The sequence below is a fragment of the Actinomadura madurae genome, from assembly GCF_900115095.1.
In the GTDB taxonomy this organism is placed as follows: Bacteria; Actinomycetota; Actinomycetes; order Streptosporangiales; family Streptosporangiaceae; genus Spirillospora; species Spirillospora madurae.
On record NZ_FOVH01000010.1, the window covers coordinates 117,055 to 137,289 of the forward strand.

Annotated in this window: 17 protein-coding genes, 1 tRNA gene and 1 pseudogene; 14 read left to right on the forward strand and 5 right to left on the reverse strand. The window is 71.2% G+C overall.

The window, feature by feature from the left end:
• Positions 1–54: 54 nt before the first annotated feature.
• On the forward strand, positions 55–678 hold the full coding sequence (locus BM339_RS26455) for a TetR/AcrR family transcriptional regulator (protein WP_177287786.1): 624 nt from the start codon (positions 55–57) through the stop codon (positions 676–678).
• A 142-nt stretch (positions 679–820) separates the two neighbouring features.
• On the opposite strand, the gene BM339_RS26460 is transcribed toward BM339_RS26455, so the two are convergent.
• Entirely contained in the window at positions 821–2,146 is a 1,326-nt protein-coding gene (locus BM339_RS26460) for an MFS transporter (RefSeq protein ID WP_075022571.1), read from the reverse strand.
• Between the two features lie 343 nt (positions 2,147–2,489).
• Positions 2,490–3,128: a TetR/AcrR family transcriptional regulator gene (locus BM339_RS26465; RefSeq protein WP_075022572.1), complete on the reverse strand. Its 639-nt coding sequence runs from the start codon at positions 3,126–3,128 to the stop codon at positions 2,490–2,492.
• Between the two features lie 236 nt (positions 3,129–3,364).
• Here BM339_RS26465 and BM339_RS26470 point away from each other — a divergent pair, with 236 nt between their 5' ends.
• The 8 genes and pseudogenes from BM339_RS26470 (at position 3,365) to BM339_RS26505 (ending at position 11,705) form a co-directional block, all read left to right on the forward strand.
• Positions 3,365–4,984, forward strand: a complete 1,620-nt coding sequence (locus BM339_RS26470) for an AMP-binding protein (protein ID WP_075022573.1) — start codon at positions 3,365–3,367, stop codon at positions 4,982–4,984.
• The gene (locus BM339_RS26475) at positions 4,981–5,811 is read left to right on the forward strand and encodes an alpha/beta fold hydrolase (protein ID WP_075022574.1); all 831 of its coding nucleotides are present in this window, start codon (positions 4,981–4,983) and stop codon (positions 5,809–5,811) included. The genes BM339_RS26470 and BM339_RS26475 overlap by 4 nt, the downstream gene beginning before the upstream one ends.
• 14 nt (positions 5,812–5,825) lie before the next feature.
• On the forward strand, positions 5,826–6,827 hold the full coding sequence (locus tag BM339_RS26480; RefSeq protein ID WP_177287787.1) for an LLM class flavin-dependent oxidoreductase: 1,002 nt from the start codon (positions 5,826–5,828) through the stop codon (positions 6,825–6,827).
• 81 nt (positions 6,828–6,908) lie between these two features.
• Positions 6,909–7,621 (forward strand): annotated as a pseudogene (locus BM339_RS51710) (SDR family NAD(P)-dependent oxidoreductase); the annotation flags it as partial.
• A complete protein-coding gene (locus BM339_RS26490; RefSeq protein WP_075022576.1) occupies positions 7,614–9,017 on the forward strand; it encodes an amidase in 1,404 nt (467 codons plus the stop codon). The pseudogene BM339_RS51710 and the gene BM339_RS26490, both read left to right, overlap by 8 nt.
• Complete coding sequence (locus tag BM339_RS26495; RefSeq protein WP_177287788.1) at positions 9,014–9,754, forward strand: enoyl-CoA hydratase/isomerase family protein; 741 nt, start codon at positions 9,014–9,016, stop codon at positions 9,752–9,754. The genes BM339_RS26490 and BM339_RS26495 overlap by 4 nt, the downstream gene beginning before the upstream one ends.
• Positions 9,751–10,911, forward strand: coding sequence for an acyl-CoA dehydrogenase family protein (locus BM339_RS26500; RefSeq protein WP_075022578.1), 1,161 nt, complete (start codon positions 9,751–9,753; stop codon positions 10,909–10,911). Before BM339_RS26495 ends, BM339_RS26500 begins: the two co-directional genes overlap by 4 nt.
• Positions 10,908–11,705 (forward strand): MaoC/PaaZ C-terminal domain-containing protein, encoded by a 798-nt coding sequence (locus BM339_RS26505; RefSeq protein ID WP_075022579.1) that lies wholly within the window; start codon positions 10,908–10,910, stop codon positions 11,703–11,705. The genes BM339_RS26500 and BM339_RS26505 overlap by 4 nt, the downstream gene beginning before the upstream one ends.
• A 285-nt stretch (positions 11,706–11,990) precedes the next feature.
• Here BM339_RS26505 and BM339_RS26515 read toward each other — a convergent pair.
• Positions 11,991–12,064: transfer RNA gene (locus BM339_RS26515), tRNA-Arg, on the reverse strand.
• A gap of 105 nt (positions 12,065–12,169) precedes the next feature.
• On the opposite strand from BM339_RS26515, the gene BM339_RS26520 reads away from it, so the two are divergent.
• From BM339_RS26520 to BM339_RS26535, 4 genes are read left to right on the forward strand one after another with little or no spacing between them, the layout of a single operon-like run.
• Positions 12,170–12,961 (forward strand): phosphotransferase enzyme family protein, encoded by a 792-nt coding sequence (locus BM339_RS26520; RefSeq protein WP_075022580.1) that lies wholly within the window; start codon positions 12,170–12,172, stop codon positions 12,959–12,961.
• A complete protein-coding gene (locus tag BM339_RS26525; RefSeq protein ID WP_218163773.1) occupies positions 12,945–13,841 on the forward strand; it encodes a cobalamin biosynthesis protein in 897 nt (298 codons plus the stop codon). Before BM339_RS26520 ends, BM339_RS26525 begins: the two co-directional genes overlap by 17 nt.
• Entirely contained in the window at positions 13,838–15,349 is a 1,512-nt protein-coding gene (locus tag BM339_RS26530; RefSeq protein WP_075022718.1) for a cobyric acid synthase, read from the forward strand. Before BM339_RS26525 ends, BM339_RS26530 begins: the two co-directional genes overlap by 4 nt.
• Positions 15,350–15,394: 45 nt before the next feature.
• Entirely contained in the window at positions 15,395–16,027 is a 633-nt protein-coding gene (locus BM339_RS26535) for a DUF1444 domain-containing protein (protein ID WP_256255463.1), read from the forward strand.
• A 6-nt stretch (positions 16,028–16,033) separates the two neighbouring features.
• On the opposite strand, the gene BM339_RS26540 is transcribed toward BM339_RS26535, so the two are convergent.
• Positions 16,034–17,572 (reverse strand): ArnT family glycosyltransferase, encoded by a 1,539-nt coding sequence (locus tag BM339_RS26540; RefSeq protein ID WP_075022582.1) that lies wholly within the window; start codon positions 17,570–17,572, stop codon positions 16,034–16,036.
• 121 nt (positions 17,573–17,693) lie between these two features.
• Here BM339_RS26540 and BM339_RS26545 point away from each other — a divergent pair, with 121 nt between their 5' ends.
• Complete coding sequence (locus tag BM339_RS26545; protein WP_075022583.1) at positions 17,694–18,335, forward strand: LysE family translocator; 642 nt, start codon at positions 17,694–17,696, stop codon at positions 18,333–18,335.
• A 4-nt stretch (positions 18,336–18,339) separates the two neighbouring features.
• Here the strand turns inward: BM339_RS26545 and BM339_RS51720 are convergent, their stop codons facing one another.
• Positions 18,340–20,151 (reverse strand): serine/threonine-protein kinase, encoded by a 1,812-nt coding sequence (locus BM339_RS51720; protein WP_075022584.1) that lies wholly within the window; start codon positions 20,149–20,151, stop codon positions 18,340–18,342.
• Positions 20,152–20,235: the final 84 nt, after the last annotated feature.

A 20,235-nucleotide genomic window follows, 5' to 3' on the forward strand; every position in this document is an offset into this window, starting at 1 on the left:
CCCGCGGGCTGGAACGGGATTATGGAGCTGTAGGCATCTTTGGAGGGGGAGCGGGTGGCTGCTGGGACGGTGCGAACGCTGACGGCGCGGAGTCGGAACCGTCTGTCGATTCTGAGCGCCGCGCGGGAGGTGCTGGCCGCCGACCCGGACGCGAGCATGGACGACATCGCCGCCGCGGCCGGGATGGTGCGGCGCACCCTGTACGGGCACTTCCCGACTCGGCGCGATCTGGTCGCGGCCCTGGTGCAGGTGGGCGCCGAGGAGTTCGTCTCCCGGCTGGGTGCGATCGACGTCGAGGCCGCCGACCCTGGCACGGAGCTGGCCGGGATGGTACTGCGCACCTGGAGCGAAGCGCGCCGGTTCGCCCCGGTGATCGAGCTGGCCCGGCGCGGCGCCGCCGACGCGGTGACGGCGGCGATGGAGCCGTTCAACACGGCCGTCGCCCACCTGATCGGCCGCGGGCAGCAGCGCGGGATCTTCACCAATCGCCTCGATCCGGGTGTGCTGTCGCGGGTCCTGGAGAACGTCGCGCTGACGTTCTTGTCCGCCGGACTCGACGAGACCTGGGACGGCGACGCCGCCGACGTCGCGTTCACTCACCTGCTGCTGCTCGGGATGCCCGTGGACGCGGCCCGCGCCGCGGTGGACCGCGCACGGCTCCGTGAGCGAGATCGATGAGCTACGAGGGGTGTGCTCGCGGTTTCGTGCCTGGGTGACTTGGATCGAGCAAGTGCGCTCCAGGCGACCGGGGCCCCTCGCTCGCCGGTCGCCTGGTGCCGCTGTAGCTGATAGCCGAGATCGGCTCCGCTCCGGGAACTCCTTAGCGGGAGCTCAGTGTGGATTCGTGCAGGTCGACCTGCGTGGTCTCCGGGCCGGCGAGTGCCGATCCGAGGACGAGGAGCGCGCCGACCAGCAGGAGGATGGTCCCGGTGTAGTCGAAGGGCATGAGGTTGCCCAGTCCAGCCTGGTAGAAGGCGTAGAAGGAGGGCAGGACCACGGCCAGGCTGTAGGCGAGACCGTAGCCGGAGGCTCTGACCGAGGTCGGGAACCGCTCGTTGATGTAGGCGGGCAGCACCGCCCACGGGCAGATCGCGACGAGGATCACCACGATCGTCCCGGCGGCGGCCGCAGGGGTGCTGGTGGGCCCGAAGCGGACCACGGCGAACAGGGCCGGCGTGGCGATGACGATCATCGCCATACCGGACCAGGTCAGGTAGCGACGTCGCCCGATGCGCTGGGAAAGCGCCGCGGCCGGGGGCTCCACGCAGGCCAGGAGCAGGTAGGCGACCACCAGGAGCAGGGTCGTCTCCCGGCTGGTCAGCCCGATTCCGTCGGGGCCGAGCAGGGACGGCAGCACCGCTGTGACCGGCTGCATCGACAGCCAGAAACCGCTCATGAGCACGAACACCTGGATGAAGCGGGAGCGGTTGCCGCGCGCGAACAGTTCCTTGATCGGGCTCTTCGCCCGTTCTGCCGAGGCGAAGACCTCCGACTCGTCCACCGAGCGCCGGAAGTACAAGACCAGCAGGACGGTGAGCACGGCGCCGATCACGAACGGGATCCGCCAGCCCCACTGGACGTAGGCCGAGTCGAGGTCCTGCGCCGGCATCAGCAGCAGCAGGAACAAGGTGATCAGGGAGATGGCCGCGTAGGCGAGTGGGAAGCCGGTGTTGATGATGCCGCTATAAAGCCCGCGCTTGTGCGGGGGCGTCGCCTCCATGGCCAGGGGGTTGGCGCCCGTGTACTCACCGCCCAGGAAGATGCCGCCCACGAAGCGGATCACCACGAACGCCACGACGCTGACGATGCCGACCTGATGGAAGCCGGGCAGCAACGCGATCAGGAGCGTGGACACCGCCGCCCCGCTCATCGCCATGATCGTCGCTCGGCGGCGGCCCAGGGTGTCGGCGATGCGGCCGAAGACGGCCGCGCCGATCGGCCGTCCCAGCAGCGTGGCGGCGAAGATCGCTCCATTGACGATCGCCTTGCCGCCGGTGCCGAGGTCGGGCGAGACGAAGTAGGCGATCGCCGGGGCGAGCGTGACGATCGGCAGGTAGATGTCGAACAGGTCGACGAAGAATCCGAACCACGCCCCGAGCATCGCCCGGCGCCCGCGCTCGGCCGAGACCTGCTCGCCGTCCGGCACCCCTCCTTCACCGGGATTCTGCGCCGTGGCGGGCGCTGGTAGATCACCAGTGCCCGAAACCGCTGAGCGCGGCGGCCGCGTCGCGCGCACAGGGTCGGTTCCGGTTCCGTCTGACGTGATGGATGGGTCAGGTGTCGCCATGGGGCACCTCGCGGATCGAGTGTGAGGCGTTCGGATGTGCCCATGCTGGGCGTGCCCTGCATCACAGTCAAGAGTGATGTCGCTTTTTTTTAAAAGTGGCATCGCTTTTTGCTGTGCGGCGTTGTGCCTGGTCCCGCCCCGTCAGGGCATGCGAAAGCCCCGGTGCCATGGGCTCGCGGCACCGGGGAGCGATGAATCCGGGTCAGTCGCCGGCCGGCGCGAATTCCGGGGCGTCGGCGAAGAACAGGTTGTGCCATGCCTGGGTGACGATGACCGCCGCATCGGCGAGGGGAACGGTCTGCGCGCGCAGCTTCTCGTGCGCGTACCAGACATAGGCCGACTGTTCGACCATGCAGGCCGCCGCCTCGGCCATCAGTCGGGCGGACTGTCCGCCGACAGTGTCGATCCCGTGGTGCTCGGCGAGCGCGGTGACGAATCGGTCGACGTGCCGCTCCCTCATCCGGAACCACACGTCCCGGAAACGCGCGTCGACGTTGGCCGCCTCGATCAGCGCTCGCATCACGTCCCGGTTGGCGTGGTAGTGCTCCAGATACCCGCGGTTGGCGTCGAGCAGGGCGGCATAGGCGTCCGTGCGGAAGTCATGGGCGGTGCGGCCGCTGGCCTGGTACAGCTCGTCGTGTATGTCGCCGATCAGCGACTCGAACACGTCCTCCTTGTTGCCGAAGTAGCGGTAGAGACCGCCCAGCGACAGCCCCGACTCCTCGGCGATCGCGCTCATGGTGGCGTTCACGTAGCCGGATCGGGCGAACACCCGCCGTGCGGCCGCCAGGATCTGCGTTCGCGTGCGGATGCCTTTCGGGGTGGTCGGGACCGCTGCCACCGCGCGCCTCCTCGTCGGCGGACCGCCGCGGGACCGCCTGTGTCGTGGGGTGTTTCCGGCGTGCGCGAGACGTGGGGAGGACGCCACGCGCCGCGGCTCATGCTACCGCCGATCACTCGTGAAAGCGACGTCGTCATATAAAAAAAGCGATGTCGCTATCTTGACGATCTCGTGAAGCGTCCGTGACGATGGGGACGGTAACGGGTGGCTGTCACCCTGACCAGCGAGGAGGCCCCATGACCACCCTCCCTGAGCCGGCCCCGCACGATCGGGCGGACCGGTATCGCCGCCAAGGCTGGTGGCCGGGCGAGGCGCTCGTCGCCCGCTTCAGGCGCCAGGTGGAGGCCGACCCGGAGGCGATCAGCGTGCGCGATGATCGCGGCGCGGTGCTGACCAGGGCCGGCCTCTGGCACGCCGCCGGCCGGTTCGCCGGCCTGCTGGCCAGCCGCGGAGTGGGCCGCGGGGACGTCGTCGTCCAGTGCTTGCCGAACGCGGTGGCCTGGCAGGTGATCTTCCTCGGCTGCCTGCGGCTGGGCGCGGTCCCGGCGACCATCCCCGTCACGACCGACCCCGGGACGCTGCGCTACGTGGCCGACCTGGTCGCGGCGCGCGCCCTGGTCACCGACCGCACCTACTCCGGCGGCACCGACGACGGCGTCGCCCTGCGCGTCGCCGCCGAGAGCGCCCACGTCGTGACGGCCGTGACGGTCGACGCCGACGCCGGGTCGGCACCGGAGCCGGCGATGGTCCTTCGCGACGTCGCGAGCGGTGCCGGGCCCCCGGCATCACCGCCCCACGCCGCCGGGCTCGCGCAGCTGATGTTCACCTCCAGCACCACCGGGCGTCCGAAGGCCGTGGCGCACACCGAGGACACCCTCGCCGCGGTCAATATCGGCTTCGCCGAGCGCTTCGGGCTGACCTCCGCGACGCCCATCTTCATGGCCTCGCCACTGGGGCACAGCGTCGGCGCCTGGCACGGTGCCCGGCTGTCGTTGTTCACCGGGGCCGAACTCGTCCTCCAAGAGCGCTGGGATCCCGAGCGGGCGCTCCGGGTGATCGATCGTCACGGCTGCGCCTTCACCGCCGCCGCCACGCCCTTTCTGAAGGACCTGATGGACCTGCCATGGAAGGGCCCGAAAATGGCGGGCCTGCGGACGTTCCTCTGCGGTGGCGCCCCGGTGCCTCCCGCACTGCTGGAGGAGGCGGCCGCGCAGGCGCCCGGAACGTTCGTCACGGTGCTGTGGGGCATGACCGAAGGCGGCGTGACCACCTGCCTTCCCGGCGATCCGCCGGAACGGATCACCGGTACGGCCGGGACCGGGCTTCCCGAGCTGGAGCTGCGGATACTGGACGACACCGGGGCGTGGGCGGCGCCGGGCGCCGAAGGCGAGCTGGCCATGCGCGGGCCGGGGGTGTTCACGGGATACGCGGGGCAGCCCGAGATGTACCACGAGCTGATCACCGAGGACGGCTTCTTCCGCACCGGCGACCTCGCCCGGCTCGACGGGGACGGATATCTACACCTCACCGGCCGCCTGAAGGACCTGATCATCCGAGGCGGCGTGAACATCTCCCCGATCCCGCTGGAGAACGCGCTGTCGGAGCATCCCGCCGTCCGTGCGGTGGCCGTGATCGGAACGCCGGACGCGCGGCTCGGCGAACGCATCTGCGCGGTGGTGGAGCCCGCCGGCGAGCCGCCGACGCTCGACGCCTTCCTGCACTGGCTGGACGAACGGGGCGTCCCGCGCCGGCTGTGGCCGGAACGGCTGCGCCTGGTCGACGGGATGCCGAGGACCGCCGCCGGCAAGATCCGCAAGGCCGATCTCCGTGAGCGCATGGCGAAGGAGCCGACATGAGCACGAGCGGGAACTCTCAGGGAACCGGGACCATTCCAAGAACCGAGACCACTCGTCTCAGGGACATCGATGTGCGCTACCGGGTCTCGGGCCAGGGGTCGCCGGTGCTGATGGCGCACGGCCTGGCCGAGGACCACCTCACCTGGCGTCCACAGCAGGAGGCACTGGCCGGCTACCGGACCTACGCCTACGACCTGCGCGGCCACGGCGGTACCACGCTCGGTGCTCCCGACGGCACGCCGGAGCAACTGCGCGACGACCTTCTGGAGTTCCTCGCCCGGGTGACCGGTCCGGCCCCGGTCGTCGGCTTCTCCCTCGGGGGCACGATCGCGCTCGCCGCGGCCGCACGGGACCGCCGTCTGGTCACCGGAGTCATCGCGCTCGGCGCTTCCACCAAGGTCGGACGCGCGGCCGCCGGCTTCTACGCCGAGCGGATCGGGCGCGCAGGCGACCGGGCACGCCTCGCCCAGGCTCTTCGCGAGGACACCGAGGCGGGTCTGCACGACCCGTCCTCCGACGCCGAGGCGGTCACCGCCGCCAGGATGGCCGCCATCGGTGACGGGGCCGGCTACGCCAACGCGGCCGCCGCGATGGCCGCGCTGCACGATCGTCCGCTGACCCCCGCCCTGGCCGATGTCCGCTGCCCGGTCACGGTGATCGGCGGCGAGTACGACACCTTCTGCCCGCGCAAGGCCGCCGACATCATCCTCACGGCGCTGCCGCAGGCCGAGTATCGCGAGATCTCCGGTGCGGGCCACCTGATGAACATCGACCGCCCGGACGCCGTCACCGCCGCCGTCCGCGAAGCCCTGGAAGGGATGAGCTGATCATGACTCGCACTATGAGCCGTTGGGGACTGTCGATGGGCGTCAGCCCGCGCGAGCCGCTCGCCAACGTCACCGAACTGGCCCGGCAGGCCGAGGGGCACGGGTTCGAAGCGATGTGGTTCATCGACTTCCAACTCGGCATGAAGGACGTGTACGCCGCGATGAACCTGGCGGCGCTGGCCACCGAGCGGATGCACATCGGGTCGGCGGTGACCAACCTCGTCACCCGGCACCCGACCGTCACCGCCAACGCGACGGTCGCGCTGGACGAGCTGTCGGGCGGGCACGCCATGCTGGGCCTGGGCGCCGGCTGGTCGGCGGTGCTGGGCGCGGGCGGGCAGCCGTCCAAGCTCGGCGATCTGCGGCAGGGGATCGCCGAGTTCCGCGCCCTGTTCTCGGGAGAACCGGCGGAGCTGTACGGAACCGAGGTGCAGATCGCCGCCGCCCACCACCAGATTCCCATCTACCTGGCCGTCTCCCAGCCGGGCATGCTGCGTCTGGCCGGGGAGGCGTGCGACGGCGCGATCCTGATGGGCGCGGCCGACCCCGAATTCTGCGCATGGCAGCTGGACTTCATCCGTGAAGGCTTGGCGAAGGCCGGGCGGGACCGCTCCGAGCTGCTGATCGACCTGATCGTCACGATGAGCGTGGACGAGGACGAGGAGCGGGCACTGAGCGCGGTGCGGGCGTGGGCCACCAGCCAGGCCGCCACCATGGACGTCTGGAAGAGCATGCCCCCCGCCTGGGAGAGGTTCCGGCCGGAGTTCGCCGCCGCCAGCCGGGGCTACCACCTGGTCGACCACCTGTCCCGGCACGCCGGTCACAAGAAGGTCGTCAGCGACGACTTCGTCCGCTCCGTCGCCCTGGTCGGCGACGAGCGGACGTGCGTCGAGCGACTGCGGGAACTGGCCGCGCTCGACATCGACCGGATCACCTTCGCGCTGCTGTCCGGCGGACGCAAGCGGCACATCGCGCAGCTCGCCGAGCGGATCATCCCCGCCGTCGCCGCGGGCTGAGCGCGCCCACCCTTCCTGAGAAAGGCGGACACTCAGATGGACGGTCGTCAGGTGGCGGTGGTCACCGCCGCCGCGGGGGCGGGCATCGGCAGCGCGGTGGCGCGCCGGCTCGCCGCCGACGGATTCGACGTCGTGATCACCGACGCGCACGAACGCCGCGCCGAGGAACTGGCGGCCGGGCTGGAGGCCCGGCACGGCCGCCCGTTCCTCGCCCGGCCCCTCGACGTCACCGACGAACGGGCGGTCGAACGGGTCATGGACGATGTGGTGGCCGCGCGCGGCAGCCTGAACGTCCTGGTCAACAACGCGGGCTGGAGCAAGATCGAGCCGGTGACCGGATGTCGGGGGAGACCTGGCGGCGCTGCCTGGACGTGGACCTCAACGGCACCTTCTACGCGATGCGGTACGCCCTGCCCCACATGATCGAGTCCGGGGCGGGCGCGGTGGTCAACATCAGCTCGATCGCCGCCTGGGAGACCAGCGTCGAGCACGGAGCCGCGTACTCGGCCGCAAAGGCCGGAGTGCTGGCGCTGACGCGCGTGGCGGCGGCGGAGAACGGCCGGCACGGAGTCCGGGTCAACGCGATCGCCCCCGGCCTGATCTACAACGACTTCCTCCGCAAGATCTACCCCGACGACTTCTTCGACGGCTACGCCGAGGAACGCTCCCGGGTGGGCAGGGTCGGTCGCCCGGACGACGTGGCGGCGCTCGTGTCGTTCCTGGCCGGGCCGGAGGCGGGGTACATCACCGGCGAGGTCTACGGGATCAGCGGCGGGGTGGCCCCCCATGCCTGAGCATCCCCTGGAGCTTCCCGTCCGCGCTCTCACCAGGGCATTCGCCGACGGCACCCTCTCACCGTCCGAGTTCACCGCCGAGGTCCTGGAGCGCATCGGCCGGCTCGACCCGTACCTGCACGCCTACCTCACCGTGACCGGCGACCTCGCCCGTGAGCAGGCGAGGCGTGCCACCGAGACGTACCGGCGCGGCGAGTGGGACACCCGGCGCGCACCCCTGCTCGGAGTACCGGTATCGATCAAGGACGCCTTCCACCTCCGGGGCGTGGAGACCACGCTGGGCTCGCTGGTGCACCGCGGAGAGATCGCCGAGAGCGACTCGGGCGTCGTCCGCAGGCTCCGCGCGGCGGGCGGCGTCTTCACCGGGAAGACCAACACCGCCGAGTTCGGGCAGTCCGCGACCACCGACAACCTGCTCGGTCCCGCCACGGGCAACCCCTGGGACCCGGACCGCACCGCCGGCGGCTCCAGCGGCGGCGCCGCCGCCTCCGTCGCCGCCGGCATGGCCGCCGTGGCGGTCGGGTCGGACGGCGGCGGCTCCGTCCGCATTCCCGCCGCGTTCTGCGGGCTCGTCGGCGTGAAGCCGACCTGGGGCCTGTGCCCCGACGAAGGCGGCTTCCGTGCGATGACCGAGTTCGCCTCGCCCGGGCCGCTGACCCGGTACGTCGACGACGCCCGGGTGATGCTCGGAGTCCTCGCCGACTCCGGCTACCCGCGTCGCAAGGTGCCGACCGGGCTGCGCGTCGCCTGGTGCCCGCGTCCAGAGGACCGCCCGGTGGACCCCGGCGTGGCCGCCCTCGTCAAGGAGATCGCCATGCTCCTCGCCGAGCAGGGACACCGGGTCGAGGAGCACGACGCGCCCGTCGAAGGCTGGCAGGAGATCTTCGGTCCTCTCGTCCTGGACGACGAGGACCGCGAGCGCAGGCACCTCCTCGTCGAGTCGCCCGACCTGATCACCGGATATCAGCTGAGCACGCTGCGTGCGGCCCGCCACCTGCCCGCCGCCGAGGTGGACGCCGCACGCCGGGCCCTGCCCCGCTACCGTGCGCGGGCCGAGGCACTGTTCGAGTCGATCGACATCCTCGTCACCCCGGCGACCGCCGTTCCGGCCTTCCCGCTGGGAGAGCGCCCGAGGCGAATCGATGGACAGCCCGTGTCCTCACTGTGGGGCGCCTTTCCGTTCGCCGTGCCGTTCAACGTCGCGGGCGTACCGGCCCTCAGCCTGCCCTGCGGCACCACCGCGAGCGGCCTGCCGGTGGGCGTCCAGCTCGTTGCCGCGCCGCGGGCCGAGCAACTGCTGCTGGACGTCGCCGAGGACATCGAGGACGCGGTGGCCTTCGACCGCGGGCCGCTATGGCGTCGCTGGTCGCCGACCACCGCGGGCACGGACCGATGACCATCGACGTGCGCCGTGACGGCCCGCTGTGGCGCGTGCGCCTGGCCGCACCGGAACGGCGCAACGCCCTCTCCCGCCTGATGCTGGCCGAACTGCGGAGAGTCTTCGCATCGGCGGACGACTGCGGCGGGATGGTCCTCACCGGCGAGGGCGGCGCCTTCAGCGCGGGCGCCGACCTGCACGACCTCTCCGGTACACCGGACGATCTCGCCTACGACGACGACCTGTCCAGAACGGTCCATCTCATCCGGACGGCCCCGTTCCCCGTACTGGCGGCGCTCGAAGGCCCGTGCGTCGGAGCCGCGGTCGAGCTCGCACTGGCCTGCGACCTGCGGGTGGCGGCATCGGACGCCTTCCTGCAGATACCTGCGGTCGAGCTGGGGCTCCTCTACAACCCGCGCACGATCGCCCGCCTGCACCGGACCCTCCCGCGCGACACGGTCACCCGCCTGGTCCTGCTCGGCGAGCGCTTCACCGCAGCCTCGGCCCAAGCGGCGGGCCTGGTCAGCGAGGTGGCCGAACCCGGCGAGGCCGCCGCACGAGCCGAGGAGATCGCCACCGGGATCGTGCCGGGCCCCGGCTCGGCCTCGTTCGCGGCGACCAGGCGGCTGCTGGCCGACCTGGACCTCGGCGCATTCGACGCCGAGCACTGGCACCGCGTCCGGCTCGACCTGCTGGGCTCAGATACCCGCCGCCGTGCCGTCGCGGCGGCCAAGGACAGATTGGAGCACAGATGATCAACCCTGCCGACTTCCTGGACGTGGAGATGTCCCTCGGCGACGAGGAGCGCATGATCCAGGACACGGTCCGCCGGTTCGTCCGCGAGCGCGTCGCACCCCACGTCGGAGGCTGGTTCGAACGCGGCGAGTTCCCGCGGGAGCTGGCGAAGGAACTCGGCGCGCTCGGCCTGCTCGGCATGCACCTGGACGGTTACGGGTGCGCCGGGAGCAGCGCCCTCGCCTACGGCCTGGCCTGCCTGGAGCTGGAGGCGGGAGACAGCGGACTGCGCAGCTTCGTCTCGGTGCAGGGGTCGCTGGCGATGTTCCCGATCCACCGCTACGGCTCGGCCGAGCAGAAGGAGCGCTGGCTGCCCGGCATGGCGAGCGGCGAGCTGATCGGTTGCTTCGGGCTGACCGAACCTGATTCGGGCAGCGACCCGGGCGGGATGCGCACCACCGCCCGGCGCGACGGCTCCGACTGGATCCTCAACGGCACCAAGATGTGGATCACCAACGGTTCCCTCGCGGATATGGCCGTCATCTGGGCACGGACCGACGACGGGATACGGGGCTTCCTAGTGGACACCGCCACCCCCGGATTCGCCGCGAGCCCGATCGAGGGAAAGCTGTCCCTGCGGGCCTCGGTGACCGCCGAACTCACCCTCGACGAGGTCCGGGTGCCGCAAGCGGCGATGCTGCCCGGCGCGCACGGCCTGCGCGGACCGCTGTCCTGCCTGAACGAGGCCAGGTTCGGCATCCTGTTCGGCGCGGTGGGCGCGGCCCGCTCCTGCTTCGAGACCGCGCTGGACTATGCGCTGCATCGCGAGCAGTTCGGCAAGCCCATCGCCGGCTTCCAGCTCACCCAGCACAAGCTCGCGGACATGCTCGTCCGAGTGAACAGGGCGCACCTGCTGGCCCTGCATCTGGGCGGGTTGAAGGACGCGGGGCGCCTCACACCGGAACAGGTCAGCTTCGGGAAACTGGACAACGTCCGGCAGGCGCTGCACGTGGCACGTGAGGCCCGCGGGCTCCTGGGCGCCAACGGCATCTCCCTCGAATACCCGGTCATCCGGCACATGACCAACCTGGAGTCCGTCTCCACCTACGAAGGGACCACCGAGGTGCACACCCTGGTGCTCGGCCAGGCCATCACCGGAATGGCGGCGTTCCGATGATCGCCGTCCCCGACCTGGCCGGGCACGACCTCGGCACCCGCGCCATCGCCTACACCGAACGGGACGCGATCCTCTACGCCCTGAGCGTCGGCGCACGCGCCGACGAACTGGACCTGGTCTATGAGCGGGATTTGCGCGTCCTGCCGACCTACGGTCTGGCCCTCGGCCTGTGGACGGTCGAGGCCGCGGGCGCGCTGGGTGCCTACGATCCTGTCCGCTCCCTCCACGCCGCCCAGCGCCTGGAGGTCCGCCAAGCCCTCCCACCGGCCGGAACCCTCGACCTGACCGGCCGCATCGCCGCCGTGTGGGACAAGGGAACGGCCGCGATCATCGAAGTCGAAACACGGTGCCCGCAGTTCACCGCGACGTACTCGATCTTTCTACCCGGCCACGGCGGCTTCGGAGGCGAACGCGGCCCGTCCATACCACGCACCACCACGCCGGGCGACTGGCACGCCGACCATCCGACCAGCGAGTCGCTGGCGGCCCTGTACCGGCTGACCGGCGACCTCCACCCAGTCCACATCGACCCGGATGTGGCCGCCGAATCCGGCTTCGACGGGCCGATCCTGCACGGGCTGTGCACGCTGGGCATAGCCGCCCGAACCGTCGCCGCCGCAGCGGACGCCCACCCCTGCGACCTCACCGAACTGCGGGCCCGCTTCGCCGCCCCCGTCCGCCCTGGCGCCGTCCTCCGCCTCTCCGCGACCGTCCCGGAAAAGAGAACAGCGACCTTCGCCGCCCTGGTCAACGAAAAGCCAGTACTCAACAGCGGATACGCCCGCTTCACCTAGCCCGAGCCTCGAAATGAGCCGAGCGCCGGCGTGATGTGAACACAGCGAGGTCCCCGTCGAACGCGTGCTGTGGTTGAACGCGGGCGTCCATGCTCCCGAGGCGGGCGAACGGGCTGGGCGCGGTGTCGAGCCGATGTTGCGTGTTTACGCTATGTGCATAGACCGGCAACGGGACGTCGCCAACCAGCGCCATCAAGGGTGTGTTGGCATGATCGGCAACTGCCGTGGAGAGGCATCGGGGTATTCCGGGGCCTGGTCAGAGCCCGGATGGCCTGGTTGAAGGGGCGCGCCCGGCAGGATTCGAACCCGCGACCGTCGGATTAGAAGTCCGATGCTCTGTCCAGCTGAGCTACGGGCGCTCGGCGCCCGGCGGGACGCCGGGACACAGTGTAAGGGGGCCGGTCGTTCGGCTCCACATCTATAACGGCGTCGGGGGTGGGGCGGGGGTTCTATCTTGGGGTGCTGTGGCGGTGAACTTTGAGGTTCCGCTCTCCGGTGGGGACGTGTCGGAGGGCGTGGTGCGGGTGGGGGAGACGGTGCGCAGGCCGTTGCGGGCGCACAGTCCGGCGGTGCATGGGGTGCTGCGGCATCTCGAGGCGGTGGGGTTCGACGGGGCGCCGCGGGTGCTGGGCATCGATGAGGTGGGGCGGGAGGTTCTCAGCTGGGTGCCTGGGGACGTGCCGGATCGGCCGCTTGAGGCGCAGTACGTTTCGGAGGACGTGCTTCGGGGTGTTGGACGGTTGCTCAGGCGCTATCACGAGGCGGTGGCGTCCTATGAGGCGCCGGCCGGGGCGCCGTGGGACGGGGAGACGTCCAATCTGGACGGGGAGCCCGAGGTCATCGGGCACTGTGATGTGACGCCCGAGAATGTCGTGTTCAGGGGCGGGGTGCCTTGTGCGCTGATTGATTTCGATCTGGCTCGGCCTACAACGCGGTTGTTCGATGTGGTGACCGCGCTGCGGCATTGGGGGCCGATTGCCGATCCGGCCGATCGGGATGCCGTGTTGTACGGGGCCGAGGTGGGGCGCAGGCTGCGGGTCTTCTGTGATGCCTATGGGCTGGATCGGGAGTCGCGGCGGGATGTGCTGTCGGCGGCTCGGGTGAGGTTCGAGCGGTCTTACCGGGCGATGCGTGAGAAGGCTCAGGGCGGGGGCGGTTGGGGGCGTATCTGGCAGGGGGGCGCCGGGGCGCGGATTCGGCGGGCGCAGGATTGGCTGGAGCGGCACTGGGATGAGCTTGATGCGCGTCTCTGGTGAGGGTTTGGTGCTCGGGGTCGTTCTGGACGCGCTTTTCGGGGATCCGAAGCGGTGGCATCCGGTGGCCGGGTTCGGACGTGTCGCTGCGGTGGGGGAGCGTTGGATCTATGGGGATTCTCGGTGGCGAGGGGTTGTTTACACCGGGGTTCTCGTGGGGTCGGTGGGTGTGGGCGGGTTTGTGCTTGAGCGGGTTGGTCGGCGGCCTGGGGTGCATTGTCTTGTCACTGCGGGGGCTACTTGGGCTGTGCTCGGTGGCACTTCTTTGGGGCGTGAAGGGTTGTTCATGGCCCGGGTGCTGGAGCGTGGTGATGTGGAGGCGGCGAGGGGGCGGCTTTCTCATTTGTGCGCCCGGGATCCGCGGGGGCTGGATGCGGCTGCGTTGAGCAGGGCCGTTGTCGAGTCGGTGGCCGAGAATACTTCGGATGCGTCGATCGCTCCGTTGGTGTGGGGTGCGGTGGCGGGTATTCCGGGGTTGCTCATGTATCGGGCCGTGAACACGCTGGACGCGATGGTCGGGTACCGGAGTCCGAGGTATGAGCGGTTCGGGTGGGCGAGTGCGCGGCTCGATGATGTCGCCAACTGGGTTCCCGCGAGGGTGACCGGGGGATTGGTCGCGCTCCTTTCGGGGCGGGAGGCGTGGCGGGTGCTGATAAGGGACGGGAGTAAGCATCCGAGTCCCAATGCCGGACGGTGCGAAGCCGCGTTCGCCGGGGCGCTCGGGGTGCGGCTGGGGGGCACGAACGCCTATGAGGGACGGGTCGAGCATCGGCCCGAGATGGGGGACGGCAGAGCGCCCGAGGTCGCGGACATCAGGAGGGCCGTCAGGCTTTCGGCGGTCGTGACGTTCGCGGCGGCGGCCATCGTGTGGGCCGTCAGATGAGCGGCCTCCTGGTGGCGGGGACGACGTCCGATGCGGGGAAGAGCGTCGTCACGGCGGGGTTGTGCCGGTGGCTGGCGCGGAGGGGTGTGCGCGTCGCGCCGTTCAAGGCCCAGAACATGTCGCTGAATTCGATGGTGACGATTGACGGGGCGGAGATCGGGCGGGCGCAGTACATGCAGGCTCAGGCGGCGGGGGTCGAGCCGGCGGCGAGGATGAATCCGGTGCTGCTCAAGCCGGGGAGCGATCGGCGAAGTCAGGTCGTCGTTCTGGGACGGCCTGTGGCGGAGGTCGACGCGCTCCAGTACGGGGAGCACAAGGAATGGCTCAAGGGCGTTGTTCTGGAAAGCCTCGACGAGCTGCGGGCCGAATACGACGTGGTGGTGTGCGAGGGGGCCGGGAGTCCTGCCGAGATCAATCTGAGGGCCGGCGACATCGTCAACATGGGGCTGGCGCGGGCGGCGGATCTGCCGGTGATCGTGGTCGGTGACATCGACCGGGGCGGTGTCTTCGCGTCGCTGTTCGGCACGGTCGCGTTGATGGAGCCGGAAGACCAGGCTCTCGTCGCGGGGTTCGTCATCAACAAGTTCCGGGGTGCTCCGGAACTGCTGGCGCCGGGGCTGGAGCAGCTCAAGATGCTCACGGGGCGGCCCACGCTCGGGGTGCTGCCCTGGAAACTCGGCCTGTATCTCGACTCCGAGGACACTCTGGCGTTGGACGCGCCGCGTCCGCACGCGAGAGCGGCCCATGGGAAGGAGACGCTGCGGATCGCGGTCGTCAGGTTCCCGCGCATCTCGAATTTCACCGACATGGACGCGCTGGCCTGCGAGCCCGGTGTCGTGGTCCGCTATGCCGCGAGCGCCGGGGATCTGGCCGAGGCCGATCTGGTCGTGCTGCCGGGGACGCGGGCCACGGTCACCGATCTGGAATGGCTCCGCGACAGGGGGATGGCCGGCGAGATCCAGAAGAGGGCCGATGAGGGGCGCCCTGTACTTGGTATTTGCGGCGGTTACCAGATGCTCGCCGGGGAGATCCTGGACGAGGTCGAGTCGAGAAGGGGCCGGGTCGAAGGGCTCGGTCTTCTTCCCGCGAGGGTCGAGTTCGGGGCCGAGAAGACCCTGGGACGCCCACAGGGCAGCGCCTATGGCGAGGATGTTCATGCCTATGAGATTCACCATGGGCACGTCGAGGCGTATGGCGAGCCTTTCCTCGATGGTTGCCGGAAGGGTGCCGTCTGGGGGACGACGTGGCACGGTGCCATGGAGAACGACGGGTTCAGGCGGGCCTTTCTGGAAGACGTGGCCCAGCATGCCGACCGGGACTTCACCCCGGCCCCGGACGTCTCGTTCCATGCGCTGAGGGAGGCGACGCTGGACACACTGGGCGATCTCGTCGAACAGCACATGGACACCGGCGCCCTGGGGCGGATCATCGAGGGCGGTGCGCCGGCGGGCCTCCCCGTCGTCCCTCCCGGTGGTGCGCCGGAACCGCCCGCCGCGGCGGTAGGGTGATCCACTCGTAGGCACAGGCCGTAACAGGACCAGGAGGAACGTCCCGTGACCGACCCGCGGTCCAGTCTGATCGTCCCGCTGATGAAGGCGCGGGTGCCGGCCGAGGTCCAGCTGGAGTTCCCGCTCCCGGCGGACGAGGACCCGATCCGCGACCCGTTCACCGCCGACCTCTACGTCACCTACGCGCTGGAGATCTCCGACGAGGGCGTCCCGTCCGGCCGGCGGTACGAGCACGTCGCCCGGCGGCACTGTGCCGAGCTCGGCGTGGCGCCGGGCGAGCTGCGCCGGCACGCCGTGATCAACTTGCGTGACCGGCGGCCCGAGCTGAGCCTCAGCTGGTATCCGGACGTGCGCGCCGTGACGGTGTCGCTGGGCGGGGCGGGGCGCCGCGGGAGCCTGGAGTCCGGACTGCTGCTGGACGAGGGGTTCCTGGAGAAGCTGGCCCAGGACGTGGAGGGCGACCTCGTCGTGGCCGCCCCCGCGCGGGACGTGTTCGTCGCGTCCGGTACCGGCCACCCGGACGGCGTAGACCGGCTCCGCTGGGCGGTCGCCCAGGTGTGGGCGGAGGACCGCGGAGACGACGGCGCCGACCCGGCCTGGGACGTCCCCGCCGGGAGCCTCCTCACGCACGACCTGCTGGTACGCCGCGCCGGCGCCTGGGACGTCCTCCCGGTGTGAGGGCCGCTACGAGAGGCGCCTGAACTCGGGCCACAGCTCCGTCCACGGCGCGCGCTGCCCGCGGCACACCCATACCGGTTTGCCCTGTTCCTGGTTGTCGAGGCCGACGCCGTTGTCGATGCGGCCGACCGGGCGGACGTCCGTCCAGTACCGGCGCAGCCCGGCCCCTTCCGCGACGTCTTCCGGCCCCACCACGATCGTGGGGCCGCGTCCGTCCGGCGGGCGCCCGAAGTACCAGTAGCCGTTGTGGCCGCTGTAGGCGCGCGGAAGCCCCAGGGCGGGCCCGTACCTGTCGAGCGCGCCGGCCTCGCCGTAGTTGCTGACGACGATCGTCGCCGCGGCCCGCTCACCGGGCGGCAGCGCGTCGCGGACGGCCGCGACCCGCGCGGCGAACCGGGGCCAGCCGACGGTCTCCGCCGAGTCGGCGTTGACGACGGGCTGCGGCGTGTCGGCCAGCCACCTCAGCGGGTACACCGGCAGCGTCAGCAGGACGGTCGTGACGGCGGTGATCACATACGCCGGGGCGGACGCCGCCCAGCCCCAGCCCCGCGGTGCGCCGTGCCGCTCGATCTCCACGGCGCCCGCCGCCCAGAGCCCCGCCCACAGCCCGCTCAGGTAGTACGGCTTCCCGGCGGTGACGAGGAAGACGACGTTCAGCAGCACGTACGCGTGCCCGAGGAAACGGTACGTTCGCAGGTCGTCGGACCGGTACGTCCGCCACAGCCCGTAGATCCACAGCCAGGACGGCAGGACGCCGGTCAGGAGCAGCTGGAACGGGACGAACCCGGGCCGTCCGCCGAAGTCGCCCTTGCCGGCGATCGCGTCGGCCATGTCGAGTTGCGGCCAGCCGTGCCGCGCCTGCCAGACCAGTCCCGGCATGACCGCGGCGATCACGACGAGCGCCCCGGCCCAGAGCAGCGGGCGCCGGAGGAAGTCGCGCGGTCCCGACAGCAGCATCCCGGCGACCAGCGCGACCAGCAGGAACGCCGCCAGGTACTTCACGTTCAGTGCCAGCGCCGACGAGATCCCCACGGCGAGCAGCAGCCGCTGATCACGGGTCCGGACCCATCGGACCACCAGCCAGACGATCACGGTCGACAGCAGCAGGTCGAGCGTCGCGGTGACGAAGATGTGGCCGGCCGCCACGGCGAACGGGCAGACCGTGAAGGACGCGGCCGTCAGCAGCTGCGCGCGCCGTCCACCGTCCATCTCCCGGGCGGTCAGCGCGGCGACCAGCACGCCGCAGGCGGCGAGCACGGCGGACGGGACGCGCAGCGCGACCAGCGAGTCGCCGAAGACCGCGGTGATCGCCCGGACGAGAACCGGCAGCAACGGCGGCTGGTCCGGGTATCCCCAGGCCAGATGGCGTCCGGCGACCCGGAAGTACAGCTCGTCGCGGTGGTGGCCGTACCGGGCGCTGACGGCCAGGAGCACCACGCCGAGCGCACCGCCCATCAGCAGCACCGGCTTCCAGGCGACCGCCGGGACGGTCGGGGGAGTGGTGACATCGAGGGGACCGGACGCCGCTGAGGCGGGGGCGGACATGATCCGAACCTATGCGGGCACTGTGGCCTGCGTCACGAGCCGGACCCGTCCGGCCTGGGACACCGCGGGGGGCCCGAAAAATCGATGGGACGATCCGGGCGGCCTGCGTAGGGTGCGGGCCATGGTGTCGACGCATCAAGTGCTGGCCTTCTCCGCGATGGCCTTCGCCATCATCGTGATTCCCGGGCCCACGGTGTTCTTCGTGGTCGGACGCGCCCTGGCCCACGGCCGGCGGACGGCGCTGACCAGCGTCGCCGGCAACGAGATCGGCGCGCTGCTGCTGTCGGTGACCGTCGCGCTCGGCGTGGGGTCGATCGTGGAACGGTCCGTGATCGTGTTCACGACGGTCAAGCTGGTGGGCGCCGCCTACCTGCTGTACCTCGGCGTGCAGGCGTTCCGGCACCGGCACTCCCTGCAGGCGGAGCTCGGTGAGACCGGCCCCGAGGTGGGGAACCGGGCCCGCGATCTCTGGCAGGGGTTCGTGGTGGGCGTCACCAACCCGAAGACCACGGTGTTCTTCGTGGCCGTGCTGCCGCAGTTCGTCGTCCGCGAGCACGGGCACGTCCCGCTGCAGATGCTGGTCTTCGGGCTGATCTTCAGTTTCATCGCGCTGCTGTGCGACAGCGTGTGGGGCCTCGCCGCCGGGACGGCCCGCGCGTGGTTCGCCCGATCGCCGCGCCGTCTCGCGGCGATCGGCGGCACCGGGGGCCTGATGATGATCGGCCTCGGGGTCACCGTCGCCGCGACCGGCCGCAAGGAGTAGGGCCTCAGAGCGAGCAGAGCGAGAAGTCGTCGAAGACCGCTTCCGGCCAGCCGGTCGCGTCCTCGGGACGGACGACGAGCAGCCCGCTCGGCCCCGGCTCGCCCTCCGAGGGCGGGGTGGCGGCGGACGAGGCGACCGGCTTGCCGTTCACCCACATCGCGAGGTCGATGTTGCCGCCCTCGCCCTTGGCGCACGCGGCCTGGAGCCGGTTGTCGCCGTCGCGGAGCCCGGGGACGGTGCCGGTCGTCACGGTCGTCGGCTGCCCGGACGACAGGCGGGCGATGCGCGCGCGCCCGTCCCGGCTGAGGAGGAACGCGTAGCCGGAGTCGCCGTGGCAATACACCCCCGCCTCGCCGGCGGCGTCCTTCGGCGAGACCTTGACCTCGATGAGCTGCGAGTCGGGGATCTTCTCCACCGGCGCGGCGGCGGTCGTGCGCGTCGTCGTCGGGAGGACGTGGAGCTCGTACTTCTTGTCGCGGTAGGACGCGTCCGCGGCGGGCGTGGTGGCCGTCTTCCAGCCGGAGCCCTCGTCGCTGAAGTTGTCGTCGAAGATCTCGTCCTCGACGTCCGGCGGCCCGTCGCCGAGGTCGGCCGCCGCCGTGGTCCCGGAGTCCTGCGGGGTGCGGTCGCCGCCCGGCAGGTTGAGGACCCCGATCACGGTCGAGACGGCGACGACCGCGCCGACCGCGACCATCAGCAGGCCGTGGTTCCGGTGCGGCGACGGCCTCTTCGCCAGGGCCGCCGCACGGGCCGCGGCCGGCATTCCGACCGGGTGCGTCGGCTCGTCCGCCGGCGGCTCCGGTGGGCCCGCGGTACGCGTGGGCGGCACGGAATCGACGCTCGTCGCAGGCGCAGGCGCAGGCGCAGGCGCAGGCGCAGGCTTGGGCGCGGGCTTCTCCGTCTGCTCCGGCTCCTCTTCCGCAGGTGCCGGCTCCGCCCGCACCTCCGCGGGCTCGGCGGTCGGCTCCGACGCGGGCAGCGCGACCGTGGGCGGCGTCGCGGGCGGCTCGTCCTCGCCGGTCAGCGCCTGGATCAGCTGCTTCACCGCCGGACGGTCCGCGGGATCCTTCGCGAGCGAGCGGGCCACCAGGTCGCGGACGGCCGGGTCGAGGCCGTCCAGGTCGGGGTCGCCGGCCGTCACCCGGTTGATCGTCTCCGGGAGCGACCCGCCGCCGAACGGGGCGCGTCCCGTGCCCGCGAAGGCGACGACGCACCCCCACGAGAACACGTCCGCCGCCGGGGTGATCTCCTCGCCGCGCATCAGCTCCGGTGCGATGTAGGCGGGGGTGCCGACGAACTGGCCGGTCCTGGTCGGCCCGTCCGAGGCGTCCAGCGCGCGGGCGATGCCGAAGTCGATCACGCGCGGGCCGGTCGGGGAGAGCAGCACGTTGGACGGCTTGAGGTCCCGGTGCACGATCCCGGCACCGTGGATCGCGCTCAGCGCGGTGGCGATGTTGACCGCGAAGGACTCCAGGTCGCCGCCCCGCAGCGGCCCCTCCCGCTTGACCGCCTCCTCCACGGAGGGGCCGTTCACGTACTCGGTGACCACGTACAGCGGGTCGCCGTCCAGCCGGGCGTCCAGCACCGCGGCGGTGCAGAACCGCCTGACCTGCCGCGCGGCGGTCACCTCGCGGCGGAACCGCTCGTGGAACGCCTCGTCGTCGGCCAGCTCCGGGTTGATGACCTTGACCGCGACCTGCCGGTCGCCGCCGTCCTCGCCGAGGTAGACGGTGCCCATGCCGCCGCGGCCGAGGCGGGCGGTGAGGCGGTACGGCCCGAGCCGGCGCGGGTCACGGTCACGAAGCGGCGCCTGCATGGCTCGACTCCCGGGGGCGAGGGCTCTTTTGTGGTTCAGTCTGACGTACGGTCAATGTCTTTGACGCGGGACCACGGTGGATCA

Excerpts from the sequence above, each read along its gene's own strand:
- BM339_RS26470 (WP_075022573.1), top strand. The coding sequence starts at position 3,365 with ATGACCACCCTCCCTGAGCCGGCCCCGCACGATCGGGCGGACCGGTAT.
- BM339_RS26475 (WP_075022574.1), top strand. The coding sequence starts at position 4,981 with ATGAGCACGAGCGGGAACTCTCAGGGAACCGGGACCATTCCAAGAACC.
- BM339_RS26480 (WP_177287787.1), top strand. The coding sequence starts at position 5,826 with ATGAGCCGTTGGGGACTGTCGATGGGCGTCAGCCCGCGCGAGCCGCTC.
- BM339_RS26490 (WP_075022576.1), top strand. The coding sequence starts at position 7,614 with ATGCCTGAGCATCCCCTGGAGCTTCCCGTCCGCGCTCTCACCAGGGCA.
- BM339_RS26495 (WP_177287788.1), top strand. The coding sequence starts at position 9,014 with ATGACCATCGACGTGCGCCGTGACGGCCCGCTGTGGCGCGTGCGCCTG.
- BM339_RS26500 (WP_075022578.1), top strand. The coding sequence starts at position 9,751 with ATGATCAACCCTGCCGACTTCCTGGACGTGGAGATGTCCCTCGGCGAC.
- BM339_RS26505 (WP_075022579.1), top strand. The coding sequence starts at position 10,908 with ATGATCGCCGTCCCCGACCTGGCCGGGCACGACCTCGGCACCCGCGCC.
- BM339_RS26525 (WP_218163773.1), top strand. The coding sequence starts at position 12,945 with ATGCGCGTCTCTGGTGAGGGTTTGGTGCTCGGGGTCGTTCTGGACGCG.
- BM339_RS26530 (WP_075022718.1), top strand. The coding sequence starts at position 13,838 with ATGAGCGGCCTCCTGGTGGCGGGGACGACGTCCGATGCGGGGAAGAGC.
- BM339_RS26540 (WP_075022582.1), bottom strand. The coding sequence starts at position 17,572 with ATGTCCGCCCCCGCCTCAGCGGCGTCCGGTCCCCTCGATGTCACCACT.
- BM339_RS26545 (WP_075022583.1), top strand. The coding sequence starts at position 17,694 with ATGGTGTCGACGCATCAAGTGCTGGCCTTCTCCGCGATGGCCTTCGCC.
- BM339_RS51720 (WP_075022584.1), bottom strand. The coding sequence starts at position 20,151 with ATGCAGGCGCCGCTTCGTGACCGTGACCCGCGCCGGCTCGGGCCGTAC.